A 19,441-nucleotide genomic window follows, 5' to 3' on the forward strand; every position below is an offset into this window, starting at 1 on the left:
AGCGCATGAGGAGGCATCGGTGGCGGGCGAGTCCCCCGATAAAACGGAGCAGCAAAAGTCGTCGGGGACGGCTCCGGAGGAACGTGACCCGCGTCTTGCCGTGTTCCGTGAACCGGCCCCGGACGCGGCCTCGGACACGGATACGACGTCGGATAGGGCGTCGGATACGGCGTTGGACAGGGCTGAGGCACCGGATACGGCTGCGGATGTTGATGCCGACGCGGATGTCGTCGCCGACGCCGACGCCGATGCGGATGCCGGGAGCGTGGCGGGCCGTACGACGGACACCGCGACCGCGGTCTTCCGCACCCGGCCCGCCGATGCCGAGGCCGGCGCGGCGGCGACTGCGGCCTCCACGGCCCCTGAAGGGGGCTCCACGCCTCCGGAGGACGCCGACGCGGCCGAGGGGGCCGAGGCGAGCAGCGCGGCGCCTGAGGCCCCTGAGGCGGACGAGTCGGATGGGGCGGACGAGTCGCCCGAGGCAGCGGTGACGGAGGAGGCGGCGAAGGCCGCCGAGTCCGGCGAGCCCCATGCCGCCGCGGATGGCGATGAGTCCGCCGCCGAGCCCGCCGCCGAGCCCGCCGCCGAGCCCGCCGCCGAGCCCGGCGACGCGCGGCTCCGTGCCGCGGTCGCCGCCTGGGTCGGGCACGAGGACGACGCGAAATCCGACGAGGCCGAAGCCTCCGGCAAGACCGACGAGACCAACGAGACCGCCAAGGCGTCCGGCGAAGCTCGGATCCCGAAGTCCCGTGAGGAAGCCGTGGTCCCCGCCTCGGACTCGAAATCGGACGCCGAGGCCGAAGCCGATGACGGCGACGGCGACGGCGACGGCAATGACGACGCCGAAGCCGCTGAACCCGCATCTGACCTGCGCGGAATCGATCAGCCCACGGCCGTCTTCAAGGCGCCGAAGATGCCGAAGGACGCCAAGGCGCCCAAGACATCCGGGGCATCCGAGGCATCCGGGGCGTCCAAGGCCGCACACATCGACCAGCCGACGACCGCGCTGAAGATTCCGCCGCGCGAGGCGAAGCCGGAGACCGCGGCCGAGCGGACCAGCAAGTTCGTGCCGCTGCGCTCGGACGACGTACGGCCCACTCCCGCGCCCCGCAAGCCCGAGTCGGCCGCTCCGGCGGGCGGACCCGAGGGTGCCCCGGACAAGGCCGCCAAGCAGGCCCCGACGCCGGCCTCGACCCCGACGCCCGCTCCGCGCCCGGCATGGGCCGAGCCCGAGCGGACCAGGCAGCAGCCGCTGCCGCCCAAGCCGCCGCTCGACCTGCTCGCCGAGCTGACGAACACGCCTCCGCCGCAGGAGACCCCCGTCCGCACCGCGGTCCGGCGGGTCAAGATCTGGACCCCGTTGGTCCTGCTCCTGCTGGTCGTCTTTGCGATCGTGCAGATGGTGCGCCCGCTGCCGACGCCCACGCTCCAGCTGACGGCGCAGCCGACGTACACCTTCGAAGGCAGTAAGCCGAAGCTGCCGTGGCCGGACCAGGGCCAGGGCTACATGGCGGCGACCGGGCTGGGCAAGGTCGACTCGTTCGGTGAGCAGAAGCCCGTGCCGATCGCGAGTGTCGCCAAGGCGATGACCGCGTACATCGTGCTCAGGGACCACCCGCTGAAGCGGGGCGAGGACGGCCCGTCGATCGAGGTCGACGCGAAGGGCGAGTCCGACGGCCAGCTCTTCACCGAGGGCGAGTCGACCCTGGACACGGTGAAGAAGGGCGACAAGATCAGTGAGAAGGACGCGCTGTCCGCCCTCATGATCCCGTCCGCGAACAACATCGCGCGGCTGCTGGCACGCTGGGACGCCGGTTCCGAGAAGGCGTTCGTCGAGAAGATGAACGCCACCGCGAAGCAGCTCGGCATGAAGAACACCACCTACACCGACCCCTCCGGGCTCAACGCGACGACGGTGAGCACGGCGGAGGACCTGGTGAAGCTGGGCGAGAAGCTGGTCGAGATCCCGGCGCTGATGGACATCACCAAGCTGCCGGAGTGGAAGGACCCGTCGGGCAAGACCTGGCGCAACTACAACACCCTCGTGCCCTTCAACGGCGCCCTGGGGATCAAGACCGGCTCGACCACCAAGGCGGGCGGCAACCTGCTCTTCGCGGCGCACAAGATGGTCGACGGTACCGACCAGCTGATCGTCGGCGCGGTGCTCGGTCAGTACAGCAAGTCCTCGATCATCGACGCGGTCAACGCGGCGAGCAAGAAGGTCATGATCGCCACGCAGGACGAGCTGAAGGGCGCGAAGATCGTGAAGAAGGGGCAGGTCGTCGGCACCGTCGACGACGGCCTCGGCGGTACGACGCCGGTCGTCGCCACCAAGGACGTGCGGGCGGTCGGCTGGGCCGGGCTCACGGTGAAGCTCGAACTCACCGACGGCGGGAAGGCGGTACCGCACTCCGCGCCCGCCGGGACCGAGGTCGGCACCCTGACCGTGGGCGAGGGCGCCAGCCAGGTGAAGGTGCCGGTCGCGCTCCAGAGCGAGCTGACGGAACCGGCCTTCGGGGAGAAGCTGACCCGGGTCGGCTGATCCGGTGAAACCACGCGGGCCGTGGTGGGGGGCGTCGATCCCGGCGCCCCCCACCCGGTACGTGTTAGCGTCCCCGGGCAACTGGGGACGCCGGGACCGCGTCCTCACAGGGAAGCACGGGGCCCGGCGGACGACGGGGAGAGCCGTAGTGACCACCGCGGAGCCGAGACCCGGCCGCGAGGCGGACAGCAGCACCGACCACAGCACCGGGAACGGTGAGCTCGGCGGCAGCCCGGCCGCACCGATCCGGCTGCCCGCTCCGCGTATCGCCGAATCCATCACCGTCAACGCGACCACGACCGCCGACGCCACCACGACCGCGCCCAAGACCGCCGCTGCGCCGCGGCGCAGCCGGTTCCAGCGGATGCTGCGGCATCCCGTCACGATCACGACGGCGGCCGCGGCGGTCACCCACGTCCTGTGGTTCTTCTTCTTCGCGAACAGCGGCGGCGACATCGCGGCGCAGGACGCCTGGGCCGAGTTCGTCGGCCGGCATCCCGGCACCGCGTACAACCTCGCCTGGTACGGGGGCATGCACCCCGTCTCGTACAGCGTCGTGTCGCCCTATCTGATGTCGGTGCTCGGCGTCCGTACGACGATGATGATCGTCGGTACGGTGTCGGCCGCGCTGACCGCGATGGTCCTGGTCCGGGTCCGCGCCGTGCGCAATCCGCTGGCCTGCTCGCTCGCCGGGGTCTTCGCCTATCTGTGCAACGCGCTCTCCGGGCGCGTGACGTTCGGGCTCGGCATGATGTTCGCGGTCGGCGCCGTCGCCGCCGTGTTCTGCTGGCCGCACAAGTGGCGCTACAAGCGATGGGCCAAGGCGGCCGTCGCCGCGCCACTGGCCGGACTCGCGACCGCGGCCAGTCCGGTCGCCGGGCTCTTCCTCGGTGTGGTCGCCGCCGCGCTCTTCCTCCACAAGCGGCGCCCCGGCGCGTACGCGCTGGGCCTCGCCCCGGTCGCCGTGGTGGCGCTGTCCTCGTGGCTGTTCCCGTTCTCCGGTACGCAGCCGATGTCGGTCGGGACGCTGTCGCTGCCGTTCATCTTCGCGGTGATCATCTTCGTCCTCGTACCGCGCGACTGGAAGACGGTCCGTACGGCGGCCGCCGTGTACGGCGTCGGGACGCTGCTGACGTACGTCGTCGACTCGCAGATCGGGTCGAACGTCACCCGCATGGCGATGCTGTTCGCCGGGGTGACGCTGCTGGCCGCCCTGCCGTACACGGCGCCCCGGACCCGCCGCTGGTACGCGCTGGTCCTCGCCTTCGCCGGGCTGAACTTCTGGATCGGCTTCAAGGGCGTCGACGACATCGTCCGTACCGCTCCGACCGCGTCCTGGGCCCGTGAGCTGGCCCCGCTGGTCAACGAGCTCCAGGAGGCGGGGGCGGAGCGGGGCCGGGTGGAAGTGGTGCCCGCGAGCAGCCACCGGGAGGCGTCGGCGCTCGCGCCGTACGTCAACCTGGCCCGCGGCTGGAACCGCCAGGCCGACATGAAGCGCAACCCGCTCTTCTACGACGACACCCTCAACGCCATGAACTACCGCGAGTGGCTGGACCGCTGGGCCGTGCACTACGTCGTGCTGCCCACGGGGAAGCCGGACAGCGGGGCCGCTATGGAGGCGGCGCTCGTCGAGAAGGGCCAGCCGTATCTGACGAAGATCTGGGGCGACTCCAACTGGAAGCTGTTCCGGGTCCTGGACCCGGTGCCGCTGGCCGACCCGCCCGCGACGGTGGAGCGGGCGGGCGCGGACGAGCTGACCATCCGGGTGCGGTCGGCGGGCCGCGTGCTCATCCGGATCCCGTACTCGCGCTGGCTGGCGGTGGTCGACGAGAAGGGCGAGAGCCTGGACCGGCCGCAGGAGACCGAGGAGTCGAAGCGGCGGTCGGAGCAGAACGAGGACGCTCCGAAGACGTTCGCCAATACGAACGGCTGTCTGATCCAGGTGGAGGAGGACCCGGAGGGCGACGAGTGGACCGAGCTGCTCGCCCCGGGGCCCGGGGTGTACCGGCTGGCGGCCCCGTACCAGCTCAAGCCCGGCACACCGTGCCCGGAGGAACTGCGCTGAGCCGCCTGCGGGCCGGCTGATCGCGGGCCGGCCGACTGCGTTTCGGCCGATGGCGGGTCGGCCGACTGCGTTTCGGCTGACCGCGCGCCCCTTCTCGGCGACTGTGACCGGGAAGGGGCGCGCGGTTCGTGTGTGCCGCTCACGCGGGGCCGACGGCGGCCCGGATTCGCCGCCGGTCGACGTCCGCGGGAGGTCAACTACCGTGTGGCGACCAGGACATGTGCTACCTGCGGAACGTCAGTGAGGCGGCCGGGGAGGCGTTGCCGTACGCGTCGACGGCGACGACCCTGGCCACGTACCGGTTGCCCTTCACCGCGCCCGGGACCGGGATGTCGAGGGTGTTCGGGCGGGGCGTGAAGTAGAAGTCCGAGAGCACCTTGGAGGACACGACGGAGGCGCCGGTCGACGCGTCGGTGATGTCCACGTTGTAGTGGTGCACCATCTGGTCGTCCTTGGCCTGCGCGATCCGCAGCGCGGTGCCGCCCTTCGCGTCACGTACCTCCTTGAGGGGCTTACGGGTGGTGAACTTCGGCGCCACGGTGTTGCGTTCGGCGGCCGTGTACCGGAAGTTGTCCTTGATCTCCTGGCTGGTCGAGCCCTTCAGCCGCACCGTCCAGGTGTCGCCGCTGAGGGTGCCCGCGCTCGCGTACGGCGGCTGCCAGTTCGCCGACCACTGGCCGCCGGTGTAGATGTCGTGCTTGTCCGCGGCCATGTTGACCCGGGCTATCTCGGTGCGGTTCTTGTAGACCTCGACGAAGAGCGCCTGGGCGGTCGGCGACTCGAAGCGGTTGGCGAGACCTTCGTCCGTCACCATCTGGTAGCCGTGGTCGATCTCGATGTAGCTCATCGAGCCGTCGTTGACGGAGGTGAAGTCGCGCTGGTGGATGGAGCGGTCGTCGTTGATGTTGAGGTGGGAGTGGCCGGAGAAGAGGACGGCCTGCGGGAAGGCGCTCAGATCCTCGGCGAGCCGCGGGTTGGCGGCCTGCTGGCCGTCCATCGTCGTGCCGGTGGTGGGCCGGTGGCCCTGGACGAGGACCGGCTTGCCCGCGTTGGCGGGGTCGGCGGTGATCGCGGTGAGCCGCTCCTTGAGCCAGGTGCGCTGGGCGGTGCTGGAGTCGTACGTCTCCGTGTTGACGGTGAGGACGGGCAGGCCCTTCACCTTCGACTCGTAGTAACCGCCGCCCGAGTCGGGGAACCATGCCTTGGGGTAACCGGCCCGGATCGCGTCGAGGCTGGCGTCGTGGTTGCCGTTGGAGATCAGCAGCTGGGTGCCGGTCATGCCCTTGCGGGCGAGGTTCGCCCGGAAGATCTCGGAGACGATCTTGTGGTCGGGGCCCTTGCCGTCGCCGTTGTCGTTGATCATGTCGCCGTTGGACAGGATCGCGTCGGGCTTCGGGAAGATCGACCCGATGGTGTCGAAGAAGCTCTCGTACTTCTTGTCCGCCGTCGCGTGGCTGCCGATGTGGACGTCGGACATGACGACGAGCTTGGCGAGCGGCTTCTCACGGGTCTTGATCAGATAGCCGTACGACACCGGAATGCTGACCTTGTTGCCGCGGAACGCGACGGCGGTGACGTTGGTGTCCTTCGTGATCCGCAGCGGACGGCCGGAACGGAAGGCGCGGCTGTCGCGGGTGGGCGTCGTGCCGTCGAGCGTGTAGCGGACGGTGACTCCGCGCTCGGCCTTGAACTTCAGCGACACCGGGTGCTCGTAGCGCCCACCGGGCACGCTGACGCCGGGCGCGGCGGGGGTGCCGTGGCCGGGCTTGTGGGAGTGGGACTGCGACTGCGCCGGGCTCTGGGCCTGGGGCTGAGCCTGCGCCTGGGCGGCGATGGGGGAGACGAGCGCGACGGAGGTCGCGGCGATCACGAGGGGGGCGAATCTCACGGGGGTCCCTGTTCTCTGGTGTGTACCGGCGTAACGGCGTACCGAGCCAACGGCGTACCGAGATATCGGCGTACCGAGATGGCGTCATAACGTTTCCGTAACCGGTCTGCACCCGCGACGCTAGACAGCGCGCACCAGCCCTGGAGGGTGTGCGGCTGACCCCTGGGTGAAGTGCCCGTGAATGTCCGGCACTCGTCCGGCGCTCGGGCGGCACCGGGGCGGGGCGCGTCCGGCGCTCGTCGCTTCGGCGCCGGGTGTTCCGTGCAGCCGGGGCCTGCGGTCACGGTTCGGCGGGGGCCGAAGCATTGCGCTCCTATCGTCGCTGCGTGAATGGATACGAGGTACCGCGAGCCCTGTCGGACACCGAGCTCGCTTCCGCGTCCGACTCCTCGGCCGTGCCGACCGAGGACGGGGAGACCCCGGAAACGGACGACCGCGACCCCGCCCATGTCGTCACCGGGATGGTCGACCACGTCCTCATGCTGGCCGCGACCTGGACGGCCTGGGACGGCGCGCCCATCACCGCCGGGGAACGCGTCTACACCCCGCACAAGGCGGTGCGCCGGGTGGCCGACCATCTGATCGACCATCTCGCGGAGCTGGAGGCCCGGTTGGCGGGCGAGGCGACCCACCCCGACCACTGGCACGCCTCCGCGAGCACCACGGCGGCCGACCTCGCCCCGTTCCAGCCGGCGGACCTGGACGAGGCGCGGAGCCGCCTGGTCCGGCTGGCCCGCATCTGGGCCAACCGGCTCGACGCCCTGAGTCCCGAGCAGCTCGACCACTCGCCGGGCACCGGCTGGTCCTTCCGCCAACTGGCCTTCCACGCGGCGGAGTCGGCGTACTACGCGGACGCTGTGGGCGATCTGCGAGGCTGAGGAATGCTGTTGCGGCGCGGCGGGGAACCCGGTTCGATCACCGGCATGGTCACTGATGTCCCCCTCGTACGCCGACTGATCGCCACGCAGTTCCCGCGGTGGGCGGACCTTCCGGTGGAGCGGGTCGCCTCCCACGGCACGGTCAACGCGATCTACCGCCTCGGCACCGACAAGGCCGTACGGCTGCCGCTTCAGGAGAGCGGCGCGAACGACGCGGAGACGGAGTGCCGCTGGCTGCCGTACCTCGCCCCCCGGCTCCCGTTCGCCGTCCCGGCCCCGTTGGCCCAGGGCGCACCGGCAGAGGGCCACCCCTGGTCCTGGTCCGTGTGCCGCTGGCTGGACGGCGAGAACCCGGGCCGCGACAACCCCGTCGACCCGGTCCCTTTCGCCACGGACCTGGCGGAGTTCGTCACCGCGATCCGGCGGGTCGACCCTGCGGACGGCCCGCCCGCGTACCGCAGCGAAACCCTGGCGAGCCGGGACACCGCGACCCGCGCCGCCATCGCGGCCCTGCGCGGTCACCTCGACACGGCCGCCACGACCACGGCGTGGGACGAGGCACTCCTGGCCCCCGCCGCGTCCGGCCCCGCCGTCTGGGTCCACGGGGACCTCCAGCCGGGCAACGTACTGCTCGCGGACGGCCGGCTCGGCGCGGTCATCGACTTCGGCTGCATGGGCCTGGCCGACCCCGCTGTCGACCTCATCGCGGCCTGGTACCTGCTGCCCGCCGGGGCGCGGGAGGCGTTCCGTACGGCGGTGGCGGCGGACGACGCGGCCTGGGCGCGGGGCCGGGGCTGGGCGCTGTCCATCGCGCTCATGGAACTCTCGTACTACCGGGAGACGAACCTCGTGATGGCAACGACGGCGCGCCGGGTGATCGGCGAACTGCTCGGCGCCGGGTAGGGAAGAGCGGACCGGACCCGCGCCCTTGGACGTGTCGAGCCGAGGCCGCGCCCGAACGCAGTGGGAGGCGGGGCACACGTGGTTGTGCCGAACAGGTCCGAGGAGTGGCCCGCGCGAAGTCTGCCGGGGAGGCGCCGACGTGTGACGCAGGGCGAGTCGCAGGAAGCGATCACACGGCTGGTGGGCGAAGAGGCCGACGCCGCCCGGCTGGACCGCTCGCAGCGGATGACGCAGGAGGGCGGGGATCGCCGTTCGCGGTCCTGCCTGAAGGATCGCCCGAGCGCGCCCTGGTCGGCACCTTCATGCGCACCTTGGATGCCCGCCTGCCCGCCTTCAACCGCAACCGGCAGCCGTGGGCCTGACTCAGGCTCAGGGCAGCCGTCCACTTCGGCCCGGCCTCGCCCGCTGCCAACGGTTTCGTCGGCCGGGCCCCGGTCGAGATCGGCCGCATCCTCGACAGCGCGGCTCTGCGGGCGGCCCTCGGGAACGCGCCTGACGCCTTCCTGGCCGTCGGGGTGTCGGGGTGTCGGAGACCGTCTTCCGTGATGTCGTGAAGGAGAGGTACACCACGATCCGTTCGCACGAGTTCGGCACGTGTGGGTGGAGGAGAAGGAATACCGGGGCGGGAGCGGACAGGACCGCGCCGGGTGATGCGGCGGTCTCCGCTCGTTCCGACGGCGGTGAGGGGAGTGGACCGCGCGGGGAAGCGACGCGGAGGGATGTCTACACGACGCACGTGTCGTCCGGCGGCGGGGCGTTCAGGGGCCGGGCGTCGGCACGACCGTCAACAATTACCAAGGCGGCCGGCCGCGACCGAAAACCCCGGCAGCCGCGAGATCCCCGTGGTCGGCCAGTACTACGACGAGGGGCACGCGTCGGACGGCGGTGCGATCGCCCAGGGCTCGGGCGAGACAACCACGGTCAACAACGTCTACGGCTCGCGCCTGCGCACCGTCGAGGAGTTCCCCGCTCCTGCCGCCCCTCCCTCCGCCCCGCTGACGGCGCAGCCGAGCTGTCTGCCGGACGCACGCAGCCAGGTCGTGCCCTTCGTCGGCCGGGAAGCCGAGCTGGAGCGGCTGCGGCCATGGCGGGATGCCGGTTACGCCCGAGCTCTTGCCGCGGTGCGGCACGAAACGGCAACCGCATCGCGCCGATCGGTGAACGGGAGGCGGCTTCCTGCCTCGCCATCCATAAGCCGCTCAAAGCCACCGGCACCAGCATCGACCCGCCGGACGCACTGATCGCCGCCACGGCCTTGGCCAATGGCTGGACGGTCGCCATCCGCAACATCAAACACATGGCCCGGACCGGGACTCTGGTCGTCAATCCGTGGGAACAGCAACTGTGAGTGGGCCGTAGCGGTCAGCGTTCCTGACTCACGGGCGACACCGCAGAAGGACAACGAGATCCTGCGCAAGAGTGCCGCCAATTTCCCCAGAAGACGAGAGACTGATCCGCTTGCGTTTCGTCGACAAGCACCAGAACGCACACGGGGTGAGGGCGGGGAACAGAACTACCGGCTGACTCCGCCAGGAGAAGAAGACGACACCCGGTCGTCGCGGCGCTGGGTCAGCTCGTGCCGTATATGTGCTGTGAGCGCAGAGGCCCTGCCGCCCGCTAGGACGACAGGGCCTCTGGCCTGCTGTTCTGCTGTGCCCCCGGCAGGATTCGAACCTGCGACACCCGCTTTAGGAGAGCGGTGCTCTATCCCCTGAGCTACGAAGGCGGGGACTTGGAGGGGGCCTTGGGGGAGAACCAGTGAGTGGATCTTCGTCAGGCGCTACAAGTCCGCCGGCCGGACGAGGTGTGCTGCCTTCTGCGATCTTGCTTTGGCAGGCAGCGGGACACACCGACGAACGACCAGGGACAGCGTAGCGGATCCGTGCCAGTGAAGGGCTTCCCCGTGGGGATATCGGCGGTGGATACGGCTCCCGCGTTTCTGACCTGCTGTTTCTTCGGGCGGGGTGGTCGGATTCTCCGGACGTCGTGGGCCGGGAACGGGGGCCGTACGCATAGCGGGCCGGAGGCCCCGTGGTCCGCCCGATTGCCAGGGCCTCTCCGAATCCAGTGTTCCCACGCACGAGGCGGCGGTACGGGGTGACTGGGCGACGGCGAAGGCCGAACAGGAGCGGCTGGTCGCGCTGTTCGACATCATCCGCGCGGCCCGCCCCGGCACGGTGTCGGCCACGGCCGCCGGACTCGGGGCGTTCAAGACGGCCCTGATGCTGCTCGGCATCATCACGACGAACGTGATGAGCCCGCCGATGCGCAGCCCCCGGTACCACCACCTGGCGGGACGGGGGGCTGAGGGAGAGGTGACCGGGGAGGCGTACCGGAAGGCGGACCGAGGGCGACGGGGGGCGAGAAGGGCTTCCTTGACGGGGCAGATAGGCGGGCATAGCGTCGCCGGGTTACTGAGCAAGCGCTTGGAGAGGTCGTCCGTGCCGCACACCGACCCGCTGCCTGTCCCGGATCCCGCCGCCCGGCCCACCGGCCCGGTACCCGGCCCCGCGCCCACCCCACCCGGCCCGGCGCCCACACCATCCAGCCCCGCGCCCATCCCACCCGACCCCGCCGCCACCTCCCGTATCGAGGCCTCCCTCACCGCTCCCGGTGCCCCCTTCGCCGTCGTGCGCGCCGAGCACGGGCCGCTGATCTATGTGGACGGGCCGCGCACGCTCCGTGAGTTCGTGGAGACCACCTGGGCCTACGGTGACCGGCCGTTCCTGATCGCGGGGGAGCGCGGCTACTCGTACGCCGAGTTCTTCGCCGCCTCGTGCGCCCTGGCGCGGCGGCTCAGCGACACCTACGGGCTGCGCCCCGGCGACCGGGCCGTCGTCGCGATGCGCAATCACCCCGAGTGGCAGATCGCGTTCTGGGCGGTGCAGTTGGCGGGTCTGGTCGCCGTGCCGCTCAACGCCTGGTGGACCGAGGACGAGTTCGCGTACGCCCTCGCCGACTGCGAGCCGAGCGTGCTCCTGGTCGACGGGGAGCGGCTGCCCAGGGTGGCGGGCTGGGTGGAGAGGTCCGGGGCGCGTGTCGTGCTCTTCCACGGGGAGGCGCCCGCCGGGAGCGGTGTCGAGGCGCGTGTCGAGCGGTACGAGGACTTCCCCGCGCCCGATCCGCTGGCCGCGCCGCCCGATGTGGAGATCCGGCCCGAGGACGACGCCACGATCATCTACACCTTCGGCACCACCGGGCGCCCCAAGGGTGCCGTCGCCACCCATCTCGCCCAGGCGGGGGCGGCCCTCAACCCGCGCTTTCACGCCGCGGCCTCGGCGCTGGGGCGCGGGCTCATCCCCGGGATGGGGCCCTCGCCGGTCACCCTGATGACGTTCCCGTTCTTCCATGTCGCCGCGTTCACCGGTTTCTACGCGGCGATGGCGGCGGGCGGCGCCCTCGTGCTGATGCGCAAGTGGGATGTGGACGAGGCGCTCCGGCTGATCCGTGCGCACCGCGTCACGCACTACGTCGGAGTGCCGGCCACCGCGCTCCAGCTCCTCGCCGCCGCCGAGGCGACGGGCGACGATCTGGAGAGCCTGGCGATGCTCAACACCGGTGGCGCCGCCGCCCCGCCCGACCTGGTCGCCCGGCTCACCGCCCGGTACGGCGAGCGGATCGAGCCCCGCAACGGCTACGGCCTCACCGAGACCAGCGGCGGGGTCATGGCGAACTTCGGCGCCGACTACCGCGCCCACCCCGGCAGCGTCGGCCGCCCGACCCCGACCACCGAGGTACGGATCGCCGGACCGTCGGGCGAGGCGCTGCCCGAGGGCGAGGTCGGTGAGCTGTGGCTGCGCGGTCAGGCGGTGGTACGGGGCTACTGGCGCGACGAGGAGGCGACGGCGGCGGCGTTCACCGGCGGTTGGTTCCGTACCGGCGACCTCGCCGTGCTGCGTGACGGGCGGGTCGCGGTCGTCGACCGGATCAAGGACATGGTGATCAGGGGCGGCGAGAACGTGTACTGCGTCGAGGTCGAGGCCGCGCTGCACGACCACCCCGATGTCGAGGACGCGGCGGTGCTCGGTGTGGAGCACCCGGTGCTGGGGGAGGAGGTCGCGGCCGTCGTCCGGTTGCGCGCCGGTGCCACGGTCACGTCGGACGGGCTGCGGGAGCACGTCGGGCGGAGCCTGGCCGCGTTCAAGGTGCCGGCCCACGTGCTATTCACCGACGAGCCGCTGCCCCGCAACGCGACCGGGAAGATCCTCAAGCGGGAGCTGCGCGGCCCGGTCCGCGACCTGGTGGCGGGCGCGGAGCCGGAGAAACCGCGGATGCGGTAGAAGCCGTAGAAGCCGTAGAAGCAGCAGGTGCAGCAGGTGCAGCAGGTGCAGCAGGTGCAGCGGGTGCGGGAGGTGTGGGAGGTGCCGTGGGTCAGGGGCGGGTGATCCGTATCCGGTAGTTGCCCGCCGAGTCCTCGTCGAGCACGGATATGCGTATGCCGTTGGACCGGTCGGTGAACGTCTCACCGGGCCGGAACGGCGCGTCGGACAGCTCGGCGTGCACATTGGGCCGCCGGGTGCAGCCGCCGCTGTCCTTGGTGCTGTCCGCGACGGAGACCGGTCCCTGGCCGGTGTCCACGTCGGAGCTGACCTTGTAGATCAGGACGCCGGGGCGGCAGACCGCCTCGTCGTTGCCCCCGGGCGTCCGTACCTCCACCGCGTAGCCGGACTGGGCGCTCAGCGGTACGAAGGCGAGCTTGGGGCCGCCCGAGGTGGACAGCGGGCCGAGGGTGTGGTCGCTGGTGCCCGGCCCGGACGCGCAGCTGACCTGGCTGTTGTCGAGCCAGCCGAGCTTCCACTTGTGCCAGCCCAGGAAGTCGTTGTTGGCCCCCCAGTCCTCGGACATGATGTCCCAGTGCCCGACGGAGCCGCCGCCCTCCATGGTGTAGAGGTCGGGCAGCCCGAAGACATGGCCGTTCTCGTGCGGCAGGACGCGGTAGCCCGTCTGGGCGTACGACCCGGAGCCGTCGTCCTGGCGGCTGTAGACGAACGAGGTGTTGGCGAGCGGGACGCCGTCCGCGTACGGGGCGTCGTCGTTGCCGGAGAACGTCACCGACAGCACGGTGTCCAGCGCCGAGGGGCCGGCGTTCGGGGTGACCAGCACATTGACCAGGTCGTACGCGGAGAAGTCCACCTTCGGGTCGGCGGTCGCGACGAGGTCCTTGACGAGCTTGCGGTAGCCCGGTTCGTACGGTGAGCCGCGCTCTATCCCGTACTCCGAGAACGGCAGCGGCATCCTCAGCCAGGTCTTCACCGGGGCCTCGGGCCGGTAGTCGAGCCGGCCGTAGGAGCTGGTCCGGAACCAGTCCGAGGTCTGCGGGAAGAACTCCGCGAACCGGTCCGCCGCCGGTTCGGTCCCTGGCGCGTCCGGGAAGTCGATCATCAGGGTGAGAGCCCTGACCCGGCCGGTGGAATGGGCGTACCCGGGCGGGGTCGGCATGCCCTCCGACATCTGTACGCCCATGGTGGCCGGGATGCGGCAGGGGCCGTGGCCGGACTCCCGCGCGGCGGCCACCGGGCCCGCCGAGGCGCGGCTGGGGATGGGCAGGGTGGAGCTGGCCGTGGCCATGGCCGCGATGACCAGGGCGGTCGCTCCGGCGAGTGCGGCGGGGCGACGGTGTCTGCGTATCCGGTGGCGGGGCTGCTGCATTTCAGGCGCCTTCGGGTCCGCGGCAGCCGGCCGACCCCTGGCTGCGCTCTGGCGATCAGCCTCCGCCGGGCCGTGCGGCACCGCTCGCTGGGTGCCGCCGATCGGAGGTATTTCCCTGCCAGGTGGTGTGGCGCAGGACACATCGAGGTGGGAAATAACCGGGGATCACCTCCCCGTTTGCATCTGTGTCCCCATGAAGCGGGGAAACGGTCCCCGGTTACGCCGAGGGGTCGTCCGGATACCCAGAGGGAAGGGCCGCAGTCGTGCAGACCGTCGACGAGACCACCGCATCGGCAGCCCGGCGCCGTACGCCCCGTCCGCGGGCCGACGCGCTGCGCAACCGGGAGCGGATCGTGGCGGCCGCGCGCGAGATGTTCGTCGAGTTCGGGCCGGATGTGCCGCTCGACGATGTCGCGCGCCGGGCCGGAGTCGGCAATGCCACGCTCTACCGGAACTTCCCCGACCGGGCGGCACTGACCCATGAGGTCGTCCTCGCGGTCACGTCCCGGACCACCGACCGGGCCGAGGAGGCCGTCGCGGCGGAATCCGACCCGTTCGCCGCGCTCAGCCGCTTCGTGCACGCTGCCGCGGACGAACGGATCGGCGCCCTGTGCCCGATGCTCTCCGGCGTCTTCGACAAGGACCACCCCGAACTGCTCGCCGAGCGCCGGCGCCTCGAAGAGGCCGTCGAAGGGCTCGTGCGGCGCGCCATGTCCGCGGGGCGGCTGCGTACCGACATCGCCGTCGGTGACGTACTCGTCGCCCTCTCCCAGCTCACCCGGCCACTGCCCGGCATCGCCTGCCTGGACATCGACCGGTTCACCCACCGCCATCTGCAACTGTTCCTGGACGGCCTGGAAGCCCCGGCCCGCTCGGAGCTGCCCGGATCGGCGGCGACCTTGGAGGACCTGCGGCGTCGCTCCTGACGTCCGCGCACATCTGCCCCTTCCGGCCTGAGAGCCCTCGCCCCGTCCGACCCGGTCTCGACGACGTTCCCGGTCTCGATCGCGGTTCCTGCGGCGTGCGGCCTCCGTGCCCCTTTCACGACGTACACGACTTCACGACTTACCCGACCTCACGACCTCACGTATCGCGTAGGCGTATGGACGCGCACGCGTACGGGTGGCGCACGCCCGCGTGCTCGCCCGACTCCCCGCTGACGACCTGACGACCCCCGCTTTCACGAGACCTCGCCTTCACGAGACCTCACCCTCACGACCCACGCGACGTCTTCCCACGTCCTCGCACGTCCTTAGGTGGCTACTCCCATGTCAAAAACGGCCGACACCCTGCTTCCCGACCCAAGTCGCTGGAAGGCATTGGCCTTCATCGCGCTCGCCCAGCTGATGGTCGTCCTCGACGCGACCATCGTGAACATCGCGCTGCCCTCCGCACAGACGGATCTCGGCATCTCCGAGGGCAACAAGCAGTGGGTCATCACCGCCTACGCGCTCGCCTTCGGTGGACTTCTGCTCTTCGGCGGACGCATCGCCGACCTCTGGGGCCGTAAGCGCACCTTCGTCGTCGGCCTGATCGGCTTCGCGCTGGCCTCCGCGCTGGGCGGGGCGGCCCAGGGCGAGGCGATGATGTTCGGCTCCCGCGCCCTGCAGGGTGTCTTCGGTGCCCTGCTCGCACCGGCCGCGCTCTCGCTGCTCGCCGTGATGTTCACCGATGCACGGGAGCGCGCCAAGGCCTTCGGCATCTACGGCGCGATCGCCGGTGGCGGTGGCGCGGTCGGCCTGATCCTGGGCGGCTTCCTCACCGAGTACCTGAACTGGCGCTGGACGTTCTTCGTCAACATTCCGTTCGCCGTCATCGCCGCGGCGGGCGCGTACTTCGTCATCCGTGAGCCGTCCGGCAGCCGCAACCGCTCGCCGCTCGACATCCCCGGTGTGGTCCTGTCCACGCTCGGCCTGGTCGCCCTGGTGTACGGCTTCACCCGCGCCGAGTCGGCCGGCTGGTCCGACACGCTGACCGTCTCCATGTTCGTCGCGGCCGTGGTGCTGCTGCTGGCCTTCGTCGTGACCGAGTCGCGGGTGAAGTCGCCGCTGCTGCCGCTGCGCGTCCTGGCCGAACGCAACCGCGGCGGGGTCTACCTCTCCCTGGGTCTCGCCGTCATCGCGATGTTCGGGCTCTTCCTGTTCCTGACCTACTACCTCCAGGTCGTGAAGGGGTACTCGCCGGTCAAGACCGGTTTCGCGTTCCTCCCGATGATCGCGGGCATGATCACCGGATCGACCCAGATCGGCACCCGGCTGATGACCCGCGTGCCCCCGCGCCTGCTGATGGGGCCGGGCTTCCTGGTCGCCGCGGCCGGCATGCTCTTCCTGACCCAGCTGGACATCGACACCAGCTACGCGAGCGTCATCCTGCCCGGCCAGCTGCTGCTCGGCCTCGGCATGGGTACGGCCTTCATGCCCGCCATGTCCCTGGCCACGCACGGCATCGAGCCGCGTGACGCCGGTGTGGCCTCCGCGATGGTCAACACCTCGCAGCAGGTCGGCGGAGCCATCGGCACCGCGCTGCTGAACACGATCGCGGCCGGTGCCACCACGGCGTACGTCGCCGATCACGCCGCCCGCGCCACCGACCCGAAGCTCCTGGAGCTCCAGGCCATGGTCAGCGGTTTCGCCAGCGCGATCTGGTGGGCGGTCGGCATCCTCGTCGCCGCTTCCGCCATCGCGACGGTGATGATCAACACCGGCCGTCCCGGAATGGGCTCGTCCGGCTCGTCCGGTGCATCCGGTGCGACCGGTTCGGACAGTGGTTCCGAGGCCGGTGCCGAGGACGAGTTCAAGATCCCGGTCGTCGCGCACTGACGGACGGGGGTTCCCGAAGGACGTGATCTGCCCTGGTGCCGCTCAGCGGAGCCAGGGCAGATCCGCGTCCGTGCCCTCCGGCTCCAGGCCGGTGGCGAGCACCCGCATGATGTCTCCGAGGCTGTGTACCTGCTCGGGCGTGAGCCGTTCGAACATCGCCTGCCGTACGGCGGTGACATGGCCCGGGGCCGAGCGGTGGAGCATCGCGTGGCCGTCGTCGGTGAGCACCGCGTTCTGGCCGCGCTTGTCGGACGGGCATTCCTCGCGCCGCACCCAGCCGCTCTTCTCCAGCCGGGCGACGGCGTGCGAGAGGCGGGACCGGGTGATCTTGGCGTTCTTGGCCAGCTCGGTCATCCGCATCCGGCGCCGGGGCGCCTGGGAGAGCTGGACGAGCAGTCCGTAATAGATGTGCGGCATGCCGGCATCGCGCTGCAACTGGCGGTCGAGGTGGTCCTCCAGGAGCGTGGTGGCATGCAGATAGGCGCGCCAGACGCTCTGCTCTTCGTCGGTGAGCCAGCGTGGCTCGCCGGTGGATGCCGTGGTCATGTGCTCCACTGTACGACCTTTTCTTGAAAGTTTAACTAGATAGGGCTAAGGTCTCCAGACGTAGGAGCTTGAAGATTCAAGAAGCTTCGCCCGGGTTATGCAGGACTCCTGAAGAAGGAACCCTTGAGTATGGCCTCGCGCCACCCGGCGGGGGGCGGTCTTGAGCAGCAGTGGATGGGGAACGCCATGACGGACACCGCGGAGCGCATGCCCGCCCTCTACCTTTCGCACGGCGCCCCGCCGCTCGCCGACGACCCCGTCTGGCCCGGCGAGCTGGCCGCCTGGTCCGCCGGGCTGCCCCGTCCCCGCGCGATCCTGATGGTGTCCGCGCACTGGGAGGAGGCGCCGCTCGCACTGGGCGCCACCGAGACCGTGCCGCTCGTCTACGACTTCGGGGGTTTCCCCGAGCACTACTACCGGGTGCGGTACGCCGCTCCCGGCGCCCCGCGCCTGGCGGAGAGCGTGCGCAAACTGCTGCGTGGCGCCGGTACGCCGGTGCGTGACATCCCGGACCGCGGGCTCGACCACGGGGCGTACGTGCCACTGGTGGAGATGTTCCCGGGCGCCGACATCCCCGTACTCCAGATCTCCATGCCGACGCTGGACCCGCAGAAGCTGATGGACATCGGGCGCAAGCTCGCCCCGCTGCGCGACGAGGGCGTACTGATCGTCGGGAGCGGCTTCTTCACCCACAACCTGGCGGCCCTGCGGCACCAGGGCGGCGGCGTGCCGGGCTGGTCGGCCGAGTTCGACGACTGGGGCGACCGGGCGCTGCGTGAGCAGGACGTCGACGCCCTGCTCGACTTCGAGAACAAGTCCCCCGCGGGCAAACTGGCCCACCCGCGCACCGAGCACTTCGCGCCCCTGTTCGTGACGCTGGGCGCCTCGGAGGGTGAACTGGACCAGGGGCGCAGCGTCATCGACGGGTTCTGGATGGGGTTGGCCAAGCGCTCGGTGCAGTTCGGCTGAGCCGGTCGGCCGGGGTCGGCCGGGGGTGGGCGGGTTCGGGCGGGTTCGGTTGAGCCGGGTCCGGGCCGGTCCGGCCCGGTCCGGCCCGGTTCGATTCTTGTCGGTGCTGTTGGGTTTACCCCGCGCCGGTTTGCCTGCCCCGGTCCGCCCCGCCCCGGTCCTACAGGGCCGGTGGGTTCAGTTCGATCGAGCGGAGGGCGGCCGCGAGCGCCGTCCCGTCGCCGACGTCCAGCGCGGTGTCGGTGAACTTGATGGTGTGGTCGTCCCCGTGCGCCGCCGCCCGCTCGAACAGCTCCTCGGCCGTGGTGGCCGCCGGTACGAAGGGGGCGGGCGTGGCGGGCGTGTACGCGGCGGTGACCGCGGCGCTCGCGGCCCAGGCGGCCGCCAGGCTCGGTGCCCACAACTCGCGGGGGAGCGCGGGCAGAGTGCGCAGGACGGCGTTGGGGGCGGTCGCCGCGTGCACCAGCATGATCGGCTCGCCGTGCCCGTGCGTGGCGTAACGGTGGGTCGAGGCCCGGACCAGTTCTTCGAGCGCGGCGCGGGCGGCGTCCGGGCCGGCCGGGGTCCGCTCCGGCCAGCGCGGGAACGCGGTGAGCTGCCCCAGCCGGTCCAGGACGCCGCCGCTCTGCTCCGCCACCGCGGGCACCGCCTCCAGCGCGGCGGCGGCGCTCGGGGCGGGAGCGAGGTGGGCCAGGTCGGGCAGCGGGTGGTGCCGGGCGGCCCAGTAGCCGAGCCCGTGGGCGAGCTCCCGGACACGGGGTGCGGTGGCCTCCCCCTCCAGCAGGGTGCGTACGGAGTGGCCGACCCGGATCGCCGGGTGGGTGGCGCCCGCCGCGATGCCGGGCAGCAGTCGCGGCCACCATTCGGCGAGTACGTCGCGCCAGGGGCGTTCGGCCGTCTCCCGTTCGAAGTGCGCCGTCCAGTCGGCGATGCGGCGCGGGTCGCCGAGCGCCTCCCGCCAGTTCTCCACCGTCACCGGGGTGAAGGGGTCGGGCATGTCCTCCAGCTTCGCTCCGTAGTGGTCGAGCCAGCGGTGCACGGTCGGCGCCTGGCCGTGTCGTACCAGCGCCTCCACGGCCATCGGGGCGTGGTTGCTGAGCCAGCCGTGTCGTTCGGGGCCCGAGAGATGGAGTCGCTCCAGGGCTTCGTCGAGGGTGCCTGTGGTGTCGTCCATGCCGCTTC

The 19,441-nt window shown here is 71.2% G+C and carries 13 protein-coding genes and 1 tRNA gene; 9 read left to right on the forward strand and 5 right to left on the reverse strand.

Annotated features, from left to right (window positions below; genetic code table 11):
- Positions 1–172 precede the first annotated feature (172 nt).
- Together OG413_RS14450 and OG413_RS14455 are read left to right on the forward strand one after the other, a co-directional pair.
- Positions 173–2,542: a serine hydrolase gene (locus OG413_RS14450; protein WP_323137857.1), complete on the forward strand. Its 2,370-nt coding sequence runs from the start codon at positions 173–175 to the stop codon at positions 2,540–2,542.
- A gap of 148 nt (positions 2,543–2,690) precedes the next feature.
- Positions 2,691–4,607, forward strand: a complete 1,917-nt coding sequence (locus OG413_RS14455) for an MFS transporter (protein ID WP_266805722.1) — start codon at positions 2,691–2,693, stop codon at positions 4,605–4,607.
- A gap of 223 nt (positions 4,608–4,830) precedes the next feature.
- On the opposite strand, the gene OG413_RS14460 is transcribed toward OG413_RS14455, so the two are convergent.
- Positions 4,831–6,495, reverse strand: coding sequence for a chitobiase/beta-hexosaminidase C-terminal domain-containing protein (locus tag OG413_RS14460; protein ID WP_266805724.1), 1,665 nt, complete (start codon positions 6,493–6,495; stop codon positions 4,831–4,833).
- A 461-nt stretch (positions 6,496–6,956) separates the two neighbouring features.
- On the opposite strand from OG413_RS14460, the gene OG413_RS14465 reads away from it, so the two are divergent.
- From OG413_RS14465 to OG413_RS14475, 3 genes are all read left to right on the forward strand, one after another.
- Complete coding sequence (locus tag OG413_RS14465; protein ID WP_266810143.1) at positions 6,957–7,373, forward strand: hypothetical protein; 417 nt, start codon at positions 6,957–6,959, stop codon at positions 7,371–7,373.
- A gap of 45 nt (positions 7,374–7,418) precedes the next feature.
- Positions 7,419–8,276 carry an aminoglycoside phosphotransferase family protein gene (locus tag OG413_RS14470; protein WP_266805726.1) on the forward strand — a complete coding sequence of 286 codons (858 nt, stop codon included), beginning with the start codon at positions 7,419–7,421 and terminating at the stop codon, positions 8,274–8,276.
- 1,084 nt (positions 8,277–9,360) lie between these two features.
- Positions 9,361–9,624 carry a PIN domain-containing protein gene (locus OG413_RS14475; protein ID WP_266805727.1) on the forward strand — a complete coding sequence of 88 codons (264 nt, stop codon included), beginning with the start codon at positions 9,361–9,363 and terminating at the stop codon, positions 9,622–9,624.
- 305 nt (positions 9,625–9,929) lie between these two features.
- Here the strand turns inward: OG413_RS14475 and OG413_RS14480 are convergent.
- Positions 9,930–10,002: transfer RNA gene (locus tag OG413_RS14480), tRNA-Arg, on the reverse strand.
- Between the two features lie 832 nt (positions 10,003–10,834).
- On the opposite strand from OG413_RS14480, the gene OG413_RS14485 reads away from it, so the two are divergent.
- Positions 10,835–12,556, forward strand: a complete 1,722-nt coding sequence (locus tag OG413_RS14485; RefSeq protein ID WP_266810145.1) for a class I adenylate-forming enzyme family protein — start codon at positions 10,835–10,837, stop codon at positions 12,554–12,556.
- Between the two features lie 91 nt (positions 12,557–12,647).
- On the opposite strand, the gene OG413_RS14490 is transcribed toward OG413_RS14485, so the two are convergent.
- Entirely contained in the window at positions 12,648–13,925 is a 1,278-nt protein-coding gene (locus OG413_RS14490; RefSeq protein WP_266805729.1) for a M6 family metalloprotease domain-containing protein, read from the reverse strand.
- 263 nt (positions 13,926–14,188) lie between these two features.
- On the opposite strand from OG413_RS14490, the gene OG413_RS14495 reads away from it, so the two are divergent.
- The gene (locus tag OG413_RS14495; protein ID WP_266805731.1) at positions 14,189–14,851 is read left to right on the forward strand and encodes a TetR/AcrR family transcriptional regulator; all 663 of its coding nucleotides are present in this window, start codon (positions 14,189–14,191) and stop codon (positions 14,849–14,851) included.
- A gap of 342 nt (positions 14,852–15,193) precedes the next feature.
- Positions 15,194–16,744, forward strand: coding sequence for an MFS transporter (locus tag OG413_RS14500; protein WP_266805733.1), 1,551 nt, complete (start codon positions 15,194–15,196; stop codon positions 16,742–16,744).
- Between the two features lie 42 nt (positions 16,745–16,786).
- Here OG413_RS14500 and OG413_RS14505 read toward each other — a convergent pair whose 3' ends face one another.
- Positions 16,787–17,299: a MarR family winged helix-turn-helix transcriptional regulator gene (locus OG413_RS14505; protein ID WP_266805735.1), complete on the reverse strand. Its 513-nt coding sequence runs from the start codon at positions 17,297–17,299 to the stop codon at positions 16,787–16,789.
- 177 nt (positions 17,300–17,476) lie between these two features.
- On the opposite strand from OG413_RS14505, the gene OG413_RS14510 reads away from it, so the two are divergent.
- Positions 17,477–18,259 (forward strand): dioxygenase, encoded by a 783-nt coding sequence (locus tag OG413_RS14510; RefSeq protein WP_266810147.1) that lies wholly within the window; start codon positions 17,477–17,479, stop codon positions 18,257–18,259.
- Positions 18,260–18,419: 160 nt separating this feature from the next.
- On the opposite strand, the gene OG413_RS14515 is transcribed toward OG413_RS14510, so the two are convergent.
- Positions 18,420–19,433, reverse strand: a complete 1,014-nt coding sequence (locus OG413_RS14515; protein ID WP_266805736.1) for a questin oxidase family protein — start codon at positions 19,431–19,433, stop codon at positions 18,420–18,422.
- Positions 19,434–19,441 lie beyond the last annotated feature (8 nt).

Source organism: Streptomyces sp. NBC_01433, assembly GCF_026340105.1.
Classification (GTDB): Bacteria; Actinomycetota; Actinomycetes; order Streptomycetales; family Streptomycetaceae; genus Streptomyces.